Consider the following 13823-nt stretch of genomic DNA (forward strand, 5'->3'; position numbering starts at 1 on the left):
GGCTGTCGCGCACGTCGGTGATCACCATGTGGCCTGGTGCATGACCAATTGCCAACGCCGGCCTCGACTCCATCACCGCGGCCTGCGGGGTGACGCCGCATCCCCAGAACACCGGTATCTCGCCCCGGCGGATGTCCACAGCGTCGCCGAAGTCGGGTTGGTCGATGTCGTAGATGCCGAGTACGGCGGGGTCGCCGATATGAAGCGGAGCGCCGTGAACCGCGGGATAGCGCGACGTCACCCGTACTGCGGTTGCGACCAATTCTGCTGGTACCGGCCGCATCGACACCACCAGCGGACCGGACAGACCCCCGGCCGGGCGGCAACGGTGAGAGGTCTTGTACATCGGCACATTTGAACCCTGTTCGATGTGTCGCACGGGTACGCCTGCCTCGATCAAGGCAGCCTCGAACGTGAAGCTGCACCCGATCAAGAACGAGACCAGATCTTCCCGCCACCACGGCGTCACGTCCGTTGCCTCTTCGACCAGTTCGCCGTTCTCGTAGATCCGGTAGAGCGGCACGTCGGTGCGGATGTCACCGTCCCCACCGAGCATCGGTCCGGTCACCTCGCCGGCATCCAACACATCGAGGATCGGGCACGACTTCGGATTGCGCTGCGCGAACAGCAAGAAGTCGTAGGCGTCGGCGCGCGGAAGGGTCAACAGGTTGGCCTGTGTATATCCGGGTGACCAACCCGCGGTGGGGGTGACCAGCCCGTCGCGGAACAACTTTCGGGCCGCCGATGGGGTGGTGGCTGCGGGTGACGTCATCAAGAGCTCCTATCGGGCGAACACATGGTCATCGAGCCCAGCGGAGACGCACCGACTGACCGGGACGGATCTGGGCGGCACGGTCGACGTCCTCGTCGATCAGCACGGCGACCACGGGATAGCCGCCGGTGACCGGATGATCGGCGAGAAAGACCACCGGCTGACCGCTCGGAGGTACCTGAATCGCTCCCCGCACCATGCCCTCGCTGGGCAATTGACGAGCGGGATCACGGTGGCCGAGGCCAGGCGCATTGCCGCTCAACCGCATTCCCACTCGATCACTGTGATCGGATGCCTGCCACGCCGCACGCACCAGATCATCGGCGTCCAGAACCCATCCGTCGCGCGGACCGCGGATGGCGCGCAGTTCCACGTCTCCGGCGGCCGGCGCCGCAACGGGGGCAACGTCGAGGTCCGGTAGTTCGCCTGGCCGGGGCCCGATCTGCAACACCGTTCCGGCGGCCAACGGATCTGGCCCTAGCCCCGACATCGTGTCAGTACTACACGAGCCCAAAGTGGGCGTCACGGCGATGCCGCCGCGGACGGCCACGTACGCACGAAGTCCGGCACGTGCCATACCGAGCGACACCGAATCCCCCGCGTGCATCACAAACGGGGCATTGATCCCGACCGGGTGAGGTCCGGAACCGTCATCGACCAGCACGTCCACATCGGCGCCGGTGACCGACAGCCAGACCTCACCCGTTGCTCGAAGCGACAGCCCGCCGAGAGTCACCTCGAGTGTCGCAGCGTCTTCCGGGTTGGACAGCAGCCGGTTGGCGAGACGGTGCGACCGCCGATCGGCGGCACCGGAGCGACTCACCCCGAGCGAGGCGAGCCCGGGGCGGCCACCATCTTGAATCGTGGTGAGCGGCCCCGTGGCCAACACCTCGAGCGTGCTCACGAGACGCTCTGGAATCGTACGAGTGTGCCCGGCTGCAGCAGTGCGGGTGGATCGCGGAACACATCCCACATCGGTAGGTCGGTGTGCCCCAACAGTTGCCAACCGCCGGGGGACTGCCGTGGATAGATGCCACTGAACTCGCCCGCAAGTCCCACCGCACCCGCCGGCACCTTGGTTCGGGCTTCGTCGCGGCGCGGGACCTGCAGGCGTGGGTCGCCGCCGATGAGGTAGGCGAAGCCCGGTGCGAACCCGCCGAAGGCCACGTGCCACGGGGTACCAGTGTGTGCAGTGACCACCTCCTGCGGGGTCATCCCAGTGAGGCGAGCGACGTCGTCGAGATCGGGTCCGTCGTAGATCACCGGCACGTCGATGGTCGGGCCGTCACGTCGGGCTTCCTCGGGCTCCGGGGTGAGGGGCTCGAGTGCGGTGCGCAGCGCACCAGTTCTACCTGGGCCATCTGCGGTCACCAAAACCGTTCTGGCGCCGGGGACAACATCCACGACGCCGGGCAAGTTCGCCTCGTTGATGGCGACCGTCCAGCCGATCGCCTGATCGGTGGTCTCCGCCTCGATGAGCAGAGACCGATCGCCGTACGTCAGGACCGTCATGAGAAAGGCTTCACCTCAACACCATTCGCACCGAGGATGTCGCGGACGGCGCGAGCCATCTCGACCGCGGTAGGGGAGTCGCCGTGAACGCACACCGAATCCACGTCGAGCTTCACGGTGGAACCATCAACCGCCTCGACCTCCCCGTCGGTCACCATTCGAAGTACCCGCTGGGCCACCGCGTCGGGATTTTGGAGGACCGCGCCGGGTTCACGCCGCGACACCAGCGTCGCAGATGGGGTGTAACCGCGATCTGCGAATGCCTCGCGGACCACCCGCAGCCCCCGCTGTTCGGCCAACTCGAGGAGCCGCGAGCCCGGTAACCCGAGGATCGCCAGTCCCGGATCAACCGCGGCCACCGCATCGACCACCGCTGAAGCGTGTTCTTCGTGGTGAACGGCCGTGTTGTACAGCGCACCATGGGGTTTGACGTACGTGACCGATCCGCCTGCCGCTGCGGCAAGTGCTTGTAACCCGCCGATCTGGTACACCACGTCGTCGGTCAATTCGGTCCGCGACGCGTCGACGAACCGGCGACCGAATCCCGCCAGATCGCGGTACGCGACCTGGGCGCCGATCCGGACACTGCGCTGCACCGACCATCGCGCGGTGCGGGCGATGGTGCTGGGATCACCCGCGTGGAAACCGCACGCGATGTTTGCGCTGGTGACCAGCTCGAGCATTGCCTCGTCGTCACCGAGTTCCCACCGGCCGAACGATTCCCCGATGTCGCTGTTGAGATCGATCGTGGTCATAGGTCACCGAGTTTCGTCAGTGATTCGTAGCCCAGATACAAGGTGACCAGCCATGCGATGACGCCGATACTCAACAACCATGTGGGATAACGGTACCCGCCGAGCAGGTCGCGACGACGCCAGGCGACCCAGAGCACGATGGTGAAGCCGATGGGCAAGATGATGCCGTTGAATGCTCCGGCGAAGATCAGCAGCTTCACCGGCGTTGTCTCGATCAACAGATAGATGACCGTGGTGATCGCGATGAAACCGACCGTCAGCAGATTGCGGGTACGAGCTGCGGTGCTGGATGTGGTGAGAAACGAGACCGATGTGTACGCCGCACCGATCACCGACGTGATGCTCGCCGCCCACAGGATCACCCCGAACAAGTGCATGCCGACGTTGCCGAGCGCCGACTCGAAAGCCGACGCCGTCGGATTGTCCTTGGCCAGAGCCACTCCGCCTGCCGTGACACCGAGAACGGCAAGGAACAACAGCACCCGCATCACGCCGGTGACGATCACGCCAAGGATCGAACTTCGGCTGATCTGGGTGACGTGTTCGGGCCCCGTCAACCCGCTGTCGAGGAGTCGGTGTGCGCCGGCGTAGGTGATGTACCCACCGACGGTCCCACCGATGATGGTGGTGATGACCAGAACATCGATCTGCTCGGGAATGACTGTGTTGCGCAGTGCTTCGCCCGTGGGCGGCCCGGAAACGATCGCCACGTAGCCGGTCATCAAGATCATTCCGGCACCGAGCACCACCACGATGCGGTCGAGGGCAACACCAGCGCGCTTGCTCAGGAAGATGGCGATGGCGATCAACGCGGAGATCGCGCCACCTATCCGGGGTTCGAGTCCGAACATCGCGTCTGTACCCAAACCGGTACCGCCGACATTGCCGATGTTGAACACCAGTCCGCCGAGGAGCACAAGCCCGGCGAGCACGTATCCGGCTCCGGGAAGGACGTCGTGGGCGAGCTCGTGGGCACGACGGCCCGCAACCCCGATCACCCGCCAGACATTCAGCTGTACCGCAATGTCGACCAGGATGGACACCACGATCGCGAATGCGAATGCCGCGCCGAGCTGCACGGTGAACTGGGTGGTCTGAGTGATGAAGCCGGGCCCGATGGCGCTGGTGGCCATGAGGAACATGGCTCCCAGGAGCGCAGCGCGCCCGCCCTTGTTGGCCCCGACGGCAATTGTTTCTGCCATGGAGATCTCCTCGTTGTCTGTCGAGCTGTGCCGGCGGCGAGGTGCCTCGACTACTCCTCAGCGTCGCGTCCGATTGTTTCCAGAGCTTTTCCGACGCGATAAGGATTGTTCAACAATCTCACAATCCTGCGTCTCGTACACTCGATCCGTGGAAACGGAACCCGGATTCGACAGCGTTCTCGGCGCGCTCGAAGCCGCTCGCCCCGAGGTGGTCCTGACGTCTTCGGCTGAACGAGCAGCGTCCGTCTTGCGCGCGCAGGTCGACGAAGGCCGGCTTCGTTCCGGCGCTCGCCTGCCCGAAGAAGCGATCGCCCGGGCACTGGGCATCTCCCGCAACACCCTGCGCGAGGCGCTGAGCCAGTTGATCTCCGAACGCATACTCGAGCGGGTACCCAACAGAGGGGTCCTGATCCGCACACCCACGGCCGACGACGTGCGCGACGTCTACCGGGCACGTCGGGTGATCGAGACGGGAGCCATCCGGGTAGGTCGCCACGCCCGGCCCCAGCACGACGCCATGCGGGCGGCGGTCGCCGAAGGACAAAAGGCTCTGGCGCGCGGTGACGGGGACGCGGTCGCAAGCGCCAACCAGCATTTTCACCGGGCCGTGGTCGCTCAGGCCGGTAGTGCCCGGCTCGATGTGGAGATGAATCTTCTACTGGCCGAGATGCGCCTGGTCTTCTTTCGTACCGGGTCGGCTCGGCAATTCCACGAACGTTACGTGGAGCGCAATGGTGAGATCGCGGATCTGCTGTCGTCAGGTGACGTGGAGGCCGCGGCAGTTGCGATGGACACGTATCTGCACGACGCCGAGGCCCACCTGCTGACCCAGTTCGACTAGTGGTCGGTCAGTAGTCGTCTTCCTTGTTCGGCCGCGTGCGATCGGTCCATCCCGAGCCGTCGTGGTAGCGCTCGATGCTCGGGTCGTGCTCATCGGGGTACCAGTCGGCGGGTGTCGGTGGCTTTCTCGCTCGGGCCGCCTGCACGAGCGCGATGATCACGCCCACGACCACTACGACGATGACTACCACCAGGATGATCTGCCAGGGCTCCATCATTTGAGTATGTCGTGCCGCGGGGCTCGGCGTGCGGGGTCCTGGACAGGGGCCGGCGGAAAATCGAACCGCCGGGAAGTGCATCTGGGAAGAAACCGATTCGATGGCCGGTTTGACCGAAGGAGGCCGGGCGAACGTCGCGGCCGTACCGGCGAACCCTAGGATTTCACAATGTCGAACACCGATGATGTCGTCGAACAGATCCTGAGCAAGTACGACACGATCACCGTGGTCGGGGCCAGCGCCGACCCTGCCAAGCCGGCGCACACCGTGCCCGCTCACATGCAGAACCACGGCTGGCGGATCATCCCGGTGAACCCCAAAGCCGACGAACTCTTCGGGGAACCCGTCTACCGAACACTGGCCGACATCCCCGAACAAATCGGGCTCGTCGACGTGTTCCGTCCCTCGGACCAGACGGCGGAGATCGCCCGGCAGGCTGTGGCCGCCGGGGCCACAGCACTGTGGCTTCAGCTGGGCATCGCCTCGGCGGAGGCTCGCGAGATCGCAGAGAATGCGGGCCTGCTGTACGTGGAAGACCGCTGCCTCATCATCGAACAACGGCGACTGGGCGTGTCGGCGCCACGCTGACCCGCAAGGCGCCTACGAGTAACGCACGATCCGCGAAAGGCGCTTGGCGTCGGTGAGCATGGTCTCGATGATCGCGCCTGCCACGGTGTCGAACTCCTCGGCCGCGCGATTCAACCGCTCCGACCCCAGCTCGTCCTCGGCCGCGGCGACATACTCGTCCGAATCGTCGTCGACCACAACGCTGATCACCCATTCGAGCTTTGCCAGCTGACGGTCCACCTGCTCCACGCCGGCTCGGTAGCGGGTGAATGCCTCCAGTCGCTGGACGAGCACGCCGAGCCGTTCGTCGTGCACCTGCGACCGCGCAGCGTGGATGGCGGTGAGCTCCGGGTCGTCGCCGAGGTCGTCGGGCGGACCGGCCCCGAGTTTGTCGACGGAGGCACGCAACCGCGCGCAACTGCGACTGATCTCCGCCACCTCGGCATCGAGGTCGACCCTGATCATCTTGTTGTCGAGGATGTCGTGCTTCCAGGATCGGCTCTGCTCGATCGCCGTTGCCGTCGAACACGCCAGGTAGGCGAGCTTGCCGATGGGATGCGCCCGCATCTCGTCGATGGTTGCCTGGTCGTGCGGCGACAACGCGGATTGGCGCAGCTGCCGTCGCAGAGGTCGCGGGTAGTTGTTCTCGTCGGTGCGGACGGCCCAATCGTCGACCTGCCCGGAGTCGCGGTCGAGGAGACGATCGATGTCGATGCGGGGCTGGTCGCCGCGCCACGTGTCGACGGCGATGAACGCGAACCGGATGGCAATCGACTCGCCGGGTCGCGTCCCCCCTTGGTGGTCGATCCAGTACGGCGTGGCCGTGGTCTTGGCCAGATCGGCCAGTCCGTCACCGCCCTCGGGTCGTCGACGAAGGGGTGCAGGCGGGGCGAAGTCGGTGATTGCCGGTGACGTCGACCCGGATTCGTCGGTCGCTTCGACCGGGGGTGGCACGCGGCCCTCAGACGCCGCGCGGAACCGGGCCGCCCAGTCGATCGACTTGATCCATTCGGTCCCCACCAGCACCAGTGCACTCGTGGCAAAGACCAGCACGAAGCCGATGATTGCCGAGATGTACACCATGCTCACCCATTATCCGCACCGGCGAGACGTGGCGCACGGAACCGGTGATGCGGGTGGGCGTGGCAGGCGCGCTGGTGAGCGTTTGACTACCGTGGCGTCGGTGGACACGCTGACCCGGCCATCCGGCGCCGAATCGATCACCCTCGCGGTGCGAACGTCGGGTCCGGTGACAGATCGGCCAGTGGTGCTGGTGCACGGAATGGGCGGTGATCATCAGACATGGCGTCCGCTGGCCAGGCAATTGCGAGCGTTTGGCCGAACGGTGATCACGTACGACCAGCGCGGTCACGGCAGGAGTTCGCGATCGGGCGACTACCTGCTCGATGACTTTCGTGATGACCTGACCTTTGTGCTGGACGACCTGGGGGTGGGCGAGGTCGATGTGGTCGGGCATTCGCTGGGCGCCCACACCGTGGCGAGGATGGCGATGGCTGCGCCCGATCGGATCAGGCGGCTGGTGCTCGAAGAGATCCCGCCCATGCCCCGTGGACAGGCCGACCTGGACGAGAACATCGCACCGTCGGCGGGAGGGTGGCCTGAACGGCTCCGAGGAGCCTGGTCGTTCGCGCGCTATCCGAGCCCGGTGATCCGGTTCGACCACCGGATGCCCCAACTCGTCGCGGCCCAATTCCAGGTGATCGATACCGACTGGTGGGATTCGCTGAACGTGATCGCCTCGCCCGTACTGGTCATCTCGGGTGGTGAACAGAGCTTCTTGCCGCCCAGGCACCTACGCAGTGTGAGCGAGGCCCTGCCCGACGGGCATTTCACCGCTATCGAGGCCGGCCACAGCGTGCACCGCGACCGCCCGTCGGAATTCAACCGCCGGGTTCTCGATTTCCTCGCAGGCTAGACGCGGCGCCCGCTTTCACCGTCGACTCTCCGGACTGATTTTCGACGTGCGGAGTCTTTTGTGCCGGGCGCCGATCATCGACGCCGTGAACGGCAGCGCCAACACGGTGACCGCACCTGCGGTCACCAGCACCGAGGCGTTCGCTTCGGTCATCTCACCGGCCGCCACGGCAACGCCTGTCACCGCCACGATCAGAGGCAAACCGGTCGCCGAGTACAGGCCGAGTTGCGTGCGCTCGGCGATGGAAAAGGGCGGTTCGGTGCCTGATTGCCCCCGATCCCATCGGGTGGCGATGAAGACGGGAACGCCGCGCACTGCGATGATCAGGAGTACCAGCACCACCAGGAGACCGGGTTTCGAGAACACCGCCGCGATGTCGATACCCATGCCGGAGGTGATGAAGAAGATGGGAATCAGGAAGCCGAAAGCTATTCCGTCCAGCTTGGTTTCCAGTGACTCATGTCCCTCGGGCAGCAGCCGCCGCAGGATGAATCCCGCTGCGAACGCCCCCAGTACCGTGTCCAGCTCGAACTCGTAGGCCAGCACCATCAGTCCCACGAGCAAGAACATCGTCACCCGGGCGGTCGTCTGCGCTGTGGTCTCCCCGCCCGCAGACACCAACTTCCTCAGCCAGGTCTGTTGCCGCAGAACGCGGTCCGACACCAATCCGACGGCAACCGCAGCGATGGTGAACAGGATGAGGACAACCGTGGATTGGAGCGACCCGCGCGTGCCGAGCAGTACCGCCATCGCGATGACCGGACCCACTTCACCGAACGCCCCGTGGTTGAGGACCGTCTGTCCCAGTCGGGTGTCGAGCAGTCCGTTGTCGCGGAGGATGGGAAGCAGCGTACCGAGCGCGGTGGAGCACAGAGCGATGGCCACGGCGCTCTCGGCGGTCAACAGTCCTGCGGCACCCAAGGCGAACGTTGCGCCGAAGGCAATCGCCAGGCAGCACATCCACGTATAGAACGCCCGACGACCCTCTCGGCCAACAAGTTCTGATGTCTTGACCTCGTATCCCGCGAGCAGGAACAGCATTCCGAGACCGAGTTCGCGGAGCATCTCGATCTCGTTGCCCTCGACGGCCCAATCCAGGACATGAGGCCCGATCAGGATCCCGCCGACGAGAAGGAGCACAACCTCGGGTATCCGCTTGCCCGGAATCAGCCCGGCGACGAGTGGTGCGAGCACCGCGCACCCCACGATCCAGAAAAACGAGGTGACCACGGTTCCCATGTCGTGTCAGCTCTCTGCGGACGAACCGGCGAGACCGGCGATCACCGAACGGATGGAAGGTGGGATGTCGACCGGCTTCCGCGACGAGCGGTCAACGTACACATGTACAAATCGTCCGGTCGCGGCGATGGCGTGGTCGCCGTTCGGGCCGCTACGGAAGATCGCCAACGCGTAGACAACGCTGCGGGTGCCGAGGCGTTCCACCGAGATACCGACCAACAGTTGGTCGGGGAAACTCAACTCGCGCAGGTAGTTGCACGATGTCTCGGCGACGATCCCGATGGCCGGCAGGTCACGGATGTCGGTGCCCGTGGCCGACATCAGCCAGGCGTTCACCGCGGTGTCGAAGTACGAGTAGTACGTCACGTTGTTGACGTGGCCGTAGTGGTCGTTGTCGTGCCAGCGGGTCGGGATCGGCCACAGCACCGGATAGTCGTCGGGCGACGGATGTGGACCTCTGGTCACCGGCCTCGAATCTCCGTTCTCGGGGCTTGCCCTATCGTGGTCGACGTCGTCATGGGACGCCCGGTTGGCTGGTGGTCCCGGATAGAGACTACGAGGTGCCTGGTGGATCTGGGCTGTTGCCGAGGTGGAAAGGCGCGCATATGTTGATCACTGGAGCAGTTCTCGAGGAGATCGGGCGGGCGCGACCCTACGCGCAGTCCACACCTATCGCGGTGCGCGAGTTGGAGCTGCGGTCGCCTGGCCCCACCGAGCTGCTCGTCCAGATCGAGGCAGCGGGTGTCTGCCATTCCGATCTAAGTGTGGTGGACGGCAATCGGGTGCGACCGGTCCCGATGCTGCTGGGTCACGAGGCAGCCGGCATCGTGCGTGAACGGGGCTCAGAGGTCGCCGACATCGAGGTCGGCGATCGCGTGGTGATGTCGTTTCTGCCGCGGTGCGAGCACTGTGAGGGTTGCGCGGCGGGCGGGCGGCTCCCATGCGTACCGGGATCGGTCGCGAACAACGCCGGCGAGATGCTCCACGGCGGCCGCCGACTCTCGTCACCCGATGGCGGCGGACCGATTCACCACCATCTGGGTGTCTCGGGGTTTGCCACCCACGCGGTGGTTGATGCCGCGTCAGCGGTTGCCGTGGGCAACGACGTGCCCGCGGACATTGCCGCCGTCCTGGGTTGCGCGGTTCTCACGGGTGGGGGAGCAGTGCTCAACGCCGCCAAGCCCTCACCGCAGGATTCGATCATGATCGTCGGCCTCGGCGGAGTCGGCATGGCAGCGTTGATAACTGCTGTGGCGCAGAATGTCTCGAGGATCGTCGCGGTGGACACCGTGGAAGACAAGCTCGGTCTCGCCCAGGAACTCGGCGCGCACGAGGTGTACACGCCGCAGGATGTCTCGCTGAGAGGTGTGAAGGCCACGTACGTCATCGAATGTGCGGGCAACGCAAGGGCTTTCGAGACTGCTTTCGCGGCCACATCCACCGGTGGAACCACCGTGACGGTGGGCCTGCCCGCTCCGGCCGCAAGGTCGAGCATCTCGCCGTTGACGATCACCGCTGAAGCTCGGACCATCATCGGGAGCTATCTGGGATCGGCTGTGCCCAGTCGCGACATTCCCCGGTACGCACAGATGTGGCGTGAGGGGCGCCTGCCCGTCGAACAGCTCATCTCCTCGCGCATCCGGCTCGACGAGATCAACGACGCGATGGACCAGCTCGCCGACGGCAAGGCCATCCGTCAGGTGATCATGTTCGACTGACCGACCGCCACGTTTCCTCCGATTGCAGCGACATCCTCCGGTTGCAGTCGGAGGATGTGACTGGAGCCGGAGGGTGTGGGCGCCGAGACCCGTCATCGCCGGACGCGGAAGAGTTCGGCCGGCCGCCCGCTGTCGGATGCGGCGCGCTCGCCGGTGCCCTCCAGGTCTCCGATGAAACGACGGCGAAAAGTGTCTTTGATCAATGTGGCGCCAAAGATCGCCTCGTGCAAGCGCCGCAACTCCAAGAGGGTGAACTGATCGCCGAGTAACCGGTCGGGGTCGGGACTGTTCGAGTAACGAACCCGAATGTCCTGTACCGCTTGGGAAACCATGTTGTTGTGGTCGAAGGTGAGATCCTCCGAAGGTGACTCGCCGGCAATCGTCACGAGCAGCGCATCGTCGGGAAGGTGCCGGCGCATGGCTGCCGCACCGTGTGCCATCGACAACACCCACCCGCGGTCGTCGCGTGACGGGTCGTCGTACATGCCGAGTTGATGGAAGGCCAGGCCGCGGATGCCTGCCTTGGTCTGCAGGGCGCGACTCGCCGCATCGGCGAGGGTCTCACCCCGGTGCAGGAAGGTTCCGGGGAGCGCCAGGCCGCGCTCGGACTTCACGACCAGCACGGCCAGCTCGTCGCCCTGCACAGTCAGAACAGCCACGTCGACGGCAACCGACGGCCGGTCGTAGTCGGTCAGAGCTTTACCTGCTGCATCGAGCCACACCATCCGTTGATGTTAGCGCACATTTGCGCTAACCTTTAGCTCAACTTTGATCTAAGGAGTAGCGATGGATCTCGACGACCAACAGCTCGACCGGGCCCTCGGGGTCCTGCTCGGGACGGCAGCAGGGGACGCACTCGGCGCGGGTTACGAGTTCACCTATCCCGCGGCGCACACCGAGATCCGGATGAAAGGAGGCGGGACGTTCGACTGGGCCCCTGGTGAGTGGACCGACGACACGTCGATGGCGATCTGCGTGACCGAGGGGTTGACCGAAGGCCACGCCGATCTCGATGCGATCGCCAGGTCGTTTGTGCGCTGGTACGACTCCGGTCCGCCCGATATCGGTACGCAGACCCGGGCGGTGTTGAGCGGCCGGTGTCGATCGGCACGCGCGATGACCGACAGGGCTGCGAGCTTGACCGGACGCACCGGTGGCAACGGTTCACTGATGCGCACGGCGCCAGTGGCCCTGGCGTTTCTCGACGACCCCGGGGGTTGCGTGCACACTGCGGGTGCCATCAGCGATCTCACGCATTACGACGAACGCGCACGAGAAGCGTGTCAGATGTGGAGTTGTGGAATCCGGCACGCGGTACTCACCGGGTCGCCCGAGGGGGTGCGGCTCTATCTGGAGCAGGCGCCTGCATCGGTCCGCGCGTACTGGGGTCCGCTGCTCGACATCGCCGAAAACGGTTCGCCCGCAGATTTTCCCAACAACGGGTGGGTGGTGCATGCGCTGCAGACCGCCTGGTGGGCGTTGACCAGGGCTGCCTGCGATCTGCCCGAGACGCTGGAGTACTGCGTGCGTGCGGGTAACGACACCGACACCACCGCGGCCATCGCCGGCGGACTGGTGGGAGCCTGCCGAGGAGCCTCGGCGATCCCATCGGAGTGGACGTCCCTCCTCCATGGCTATCCCGGCCACACTTCGGTCGAACTCGTTGCAACCGTACGCCGGGTCGTGGGTAAGGCGGCGGGTCCGACTGCACCCGACGCTCAAGCGGGCGACACCAAACGAGAGGACAAACAATGACCATCATCGACGTCGCCATCGGGGACATCACCACCACGCGAGCCGATGTGATCGTCAACGCTGCGAACACGTCGCTGCTGGGCGGTGGTGGTGTCGACGGTGCGATCCACCGCGTGGGCGGGCCCGAGATACTCGATGAGTGCCGGCTCATCCGGGCAACAACACTCCCAGACGGCCTCGGTGTGGGAGCCGTAGTGGCCACCACGGCGGGCAGGCTTCCGGCGAAGTGGGTGATCCACACGGTGGGGCCGCGCTACTCGACGCGTCACGACCGGTCGGCTGACCTGCGGGCGTGTTACCAGCGCAGCCTGCTGCTGGCGCGGTCATTGGGGGCGACATCTGTCGCCTTCCCGTTGATCTCGGCCGGTGCGTACGGGTGGCCGGTCGCCGACGCCGTGTCCCGTCAGGTTCACGCCATCAAGACCGCCGAAGTAAACGTGGACTTGGTGACTCTGGTGGCCTTCTCGCGCGAAATCGGGCAGTTGAGCAGGCAATACGTCGGCTGACCGGGTCGCCTGATGAACACTCGGTACCGGGGCTAAGCTGTCAGCAGGTCATAGTGACCGGCACCACAGGAGGCCCCATGAACCGGTACGCAGTGCGCTCCAAGACCAGCCAGCTCGACCCCGAGAAGGACTTCGAGGAGATCAACCGGCTGCTCGCGACCATCGAGTTCCCCTGGGACATCAACCAGGCACTGAGCTTCGCGCTGTTCCGGACGTACGCGGTGCCGTCCGTGGGCCAGCTGCTGTTCGACACCGGAGAGTTCACCGACAAAGTCCAGAAACGCTACGACGACACCACCCTGCTCCTTGACGGCGTGCTCGAACACGGACTCGACAGCGAGACCGGGCGGACGAGCATCCGCCGCATCAATCAGATGCACGGCGCCTACGACATCTCGAACGACGACATGCTCTACGTACTCGCGACATTCGTGGTGACCCCGGTGCGCTGGATCGAGGACTACGGCTGGCGGCAGCTCAATCACAACGAGGTGGTGGCCGCCACCAACTACTATCGCCGTCTCGGAACCCTGATGGGGATCAAGCAGATTCCGGCCACCTACACCGAGTTCGAGCACTTCCTCGACGATTACGAGCAGAAGAACTTCGCCTACAACGACGGTGCGCGCAAGGTCGCCGATTCGACGCTGGCCCTGATGACCACATTCCCGCCGAACGACAAGGCCCCGGCCTGGCTGATCAACATCTTTGCGCGGTCGTTGATGGACGACGCCCTACTCGATGCGTTCGGTTACCGGCATCCGCCACGGGCTGTCCGGGCCGTGTCGCGCGCAGCGCTTCGT

At 65.2% G+C, this 13823-nt stretch carries 17 protein-coding genes; 7 read left to right on the forward strand and 10 right to left on the reverse strand.

Annotated features, from left to right (window positions below; genetic code table 11):
* From WIMU1_RS25515 to WIMU1_RS25535, 5 genes are all read right to left on the reverse strand, one after another.
* On the reverse strand, window positions 1-772 hold a 772-nt coding region (locus tag WIMU1_RS25515), incomplete at its 3' end, for a putative hydro-lyase (protein WP_062801300.1).
* A 28-nt stretch (window positions 773-800) separates the two neighbouring features.
* A complete protein-coding gene (locus WIMU1_RS25520; RefSeq protein WP_062801302.1) occupies window positions 801-1676 on the reverse strand; it encodes a 5-oxoprolinase subunit C family protein in 876 nt (291 codons plus the stop codon).
* On the reverse strand, window positions 1673-2284 hold the full coding sequence (locus WIMU1_RS25525) for a 5-oxoprolinase subunit B family protein (RefSeq protein WP_062801304.1): 612 nt from the start codon (window positions 2282-2284) through the stop codon (window positions 1673-1675). Before WIMU1_RS25525 ends, WIMU1_RS25520 begins: the two co-directional genes overlap by 4 nt.
* On the reverse strand, window positions 2281-3039 hold the full coding sequence (locus WIMU1_RS25530) for a LamB/YcsF family protein (RefSeq protein ID WP_062801306.1): 759 nt from the start codon (window positions 3037-3039) through the stop codon (window positions 2281-2283). Before WIMU1_RS25530 ends, WIMU1_RS25525 begins: the two co-directional genes overlap by 4 nt.
* Window positions 3036-4241, reverse strand: a complete 1206-nt coding sequence (locus tag WIMU1_RS25535) for an NRAMP family divalent metal transporter (protein WP_062801308.1) — start codon at window positions 4239-4241, stop codon at window positions 3036-3038. The genes WIMU1_RS25530 and WIMU1_RS25535 overlap by 4 nt, the downstream gene beginning before the upstream one ends.
* A gap of 148 nt (window positions 4242-4389) precedes the next feature.
* On the opposite strand from WIMU1_RS25535, the gene WIMU1_RS25540 reads away from it, so the two are divergent.
* Window positions 4390-5082: a GntR family transcriptional regulator gene (locus WIMU1_RS25540; protein WP_062801309.1), complete on the forward strand. Its 693-nt coding sequence runs from the start codon at window positions 4390-4392 to the stop codon at window positions 5080-5082.
* A 7-nt stretch (window positions 5083-5089) separates the two neighbouring features.
* Here the strand turns inward: WIMU1_RS25540 and WIMU1_RS25545 are convergent, their stop codons facing one another.
* Window positions 5090-5296: a DUF2510 domain-containing protein gene (locus WIMU1_RS25545; RefSeq protein ID WP_120803016.1), complete on the reverse strand. Its 207-nt coding sequence runs from the start codon at window positions 5294-5296 to the stop codon at window positions 5090-5092.
* Window positions 5297-5467: 171 nt separating this feature from the next.
* On the opposite strand from WIMU1_RS25545, the gene WIMU1_RS25550 reads away from it, so the two are divergent.
* Window positions 5468-5887 (forward strand): CoA-binding protein, encoded by a 420-nt coding sequence (locus WIMU1_RS25550; RefSeq protein WP_062801313.1) that lies wholly within the window; start codon window positions 5468-5470, stop codon window positions 5885-5887.
* A gap of 12 nt (window positions 5888-5899) precedes the next feature.
* On the opposite strand, the gene WIMU1_RS25555 is transcribed toward WIMU1_RS25550, so the two are convergent.
* The gene (locus WIMU1_RS25555) at window positions 5900-6955 is read right to left on the reverse strand and encodes a hypothetical protein (protein ID WP_170164415.1); all 1056 of its coding nucleotides are present in this window, start codon (window positions 6953-6955) and stop codon (window positions 5900-5902) included.
* 94 nt (window positions 6956-7049) lie between these two features.
* Here WIMU1_RS25555 and WIMU1_RS25560 point away from each other — a divergent pair, with 94 nt between their 5' ends.
* A complete protein-coding gene (locus WIMU1_RS25560; protein ID WP_062801329.1) occupies window positions 7050-7802 on the forward strand; it encodes an alpha/beta fold hydrolase in 753 nt (250 codons plus the stop codon).
* A gap of 15 nt (window positions 7803-7817) precedes the next feature.
* Here the strand turns inward: WIMU1_RS25560 and WIMU1_RS25565 are convergent, their stop codons facing one another.
* The gene (locus tag WIMU1_RS25565; protein WP_062801316.1) at window positions 7818-9041 is read right to left on the reverse strand and encodes a cation:proton antiporter; all 1224 of its coding nucleotides are present in this window, start codon (window positions 9039-9041) and stop codon (window positions 7818-7820) included.
* A gap of 6 nt (window positions 9042-9047) precedes the next feature.
* A complete protein-coding gene (locus tag WIMU1_RS25570) occupies window positions 9048-9506 on the reverse strand; it encodes an acyl-CoA thioesterase (RefSeq protein WP_062801318.1) in 459 nt (152 codons plus the stop codon).
* 140 nt (window positions 9507-9646) lie between these two features.
* Here WIMU1_RS25570 and WIMU1_RS25575 point away from each other — a divergent pair, with 140 nt between their 5' ends.
* The gene (locus WIMU1_RS25575; protein WP_062801320.1) at window positions 9647-10759 is read left to right on the forward strand and encodes a zinc-binding dehydrogenase; all 1113 of its coding nucleotides are present in this window, start codon (window positions 9647-9649) and stop codon (window positions 10757-10759) included.
* 92 nt (window positions 10760-10851) lie between these two features.
* Here the strand turns inward: WIMU1_RS25575 and WIMU1_RS25580 are convergent, their stop codons facing one another.
* Complete coding sequence (locus WIMU1_RS25580) at window positions 10852-11484, reverse strand: NUDIX hydrolase (protein WP_062801321.1); 633 nt, start codon at window positions 11482-11484, stop codon at window positions 10852-10854.
* Between the two features lie 61 nt (window positions 11485-11545).
* On the opposite strand from WIMU1_RS25580, the gene WIMU1_RS25585 reads away from it, so the two are divergent.
* The 3 genes from WIMU1_RS25585 to WIMU1_RS25595 all read left to right on the forward strand — a co-directional run.
* A complete protein-coding gene (locus tag WIMU1_RS25585) occupies window positions 11546-12514 on the forward strand; it encodes an ADP-ribosylglycohydrolase family protein (RefSeq protein WP_062801323.1) in 969 nt (322 codons plus the stop codon).
* Window positions 12511-13020: an O-acetyl-ADP-ribose deacetylase gene (locus WIMU1_RS25590; protein ID WP_062801325.1), complete on the forward strand. Its 510-nt coding sequence runs from the start codon at window positions 12511-12513 to the stop codon at window positions 13018-13020. The genes WIMU1_RS25585 and WIMU1_RS25590 overlap by 4 nt, the downstream gene beginning before the upstream one ends.
* 77 nt (window positions 13021-13097) lie before the next feature.
* Window positions 13098-13823: oxygenase MpaB family protein (locus tag WIMU1_RS25595; RefSeq protein ID WP_084248572.1), on the forward strand; the 726-nt coding region annotated here is incomplete at its 3' end.

The sequence above is a fragment of the Williamsia muralis NBRC 105860 genome (assembly GCF_001598915.1).
GTDB classification, from domain to species: domain Bacteria; phylum Actinomycetota; class Actinomycetes; order Mycobacteriales; family Mycobacteriaceae; genus Williamsia; species Williamsia muralis.

Excerpts from the sequence above, each read along its gene's own strand:
- WIMU1_RS25525 (WP_062801304.1), bottom strand. The coding sequence starts at position 2,284 with ATGACGGTCCTGACGTACGGCGATCGGTCTCTGCTCATCGAGGCGGAG.
- WIMU1_RS25530 (WP_062801306.1), bottom strand. The coding sequence starts at position 3,039 with ATGACCACGATCGATCTCAACAGCGACATCGGGGAATCGTTCGGCCGG.
- WIMU1_RS25535 (WP_062801308.1), bottom strand. The coding sequence starts at position 4,241 with ATGGCAGAAACAATTGCCGTCGGGGCCAACAAGGGCGGGCGCGCTGCG.
- WIMU1_RS25545 (WP_120803016.1), bottom strand. The coding sequence starts at position 5,296 with ATGGAGCCCTGGCAGATCATCCTGGTGGTAGTCATCGTCGTAGTGGTC.
- WIMU1_RS25550 (WP_062801313.1), top strand. The coding sequence starts at position 5,468 with ATGTCGAACACCGATGATGTCGTCGAACAGATCCTGAGCAAGTACGAC.
- WIMU1_RS25565 (WP_062801316.1), bottom strand. The coding sequence starts at position 9,041 with ATGGGAACCGTGGTCACCTCGTTTTTCTGGATCGTGGGGTGCGCGGTG.
- WIMU1_RS25575 (WP_062801320.1), top strand. The coding sequence starts at position 9,647 with ATGTTGATCACTGGAGCAGTTCTCGAGGAGATCGGGCGGGCGCGACCC.
- WIMU1_RS25580 (WP_062801321.1), bottom strand. The coding sequence starts at position 11,484 with ATGGTGTGGCTCGATGCAGCAGGTAAAGCTCTGACCGACTACGACCGG.
- WIMU1_RS25585 (WP_062801323.1), top strand. The coding sequence starts at position 11,546 with ATGGATCTCGACGACCAACAGCTCGACCGGGCCCTCGGGGTCCTGCTC.
- WIMU1_RS25590 (WP_062801325.1), top strand. The coding sequence starts at position 12,511 with ATGACCATCATCGACGTCGCCATCGGGGACATCACCACCACGCGAGCC.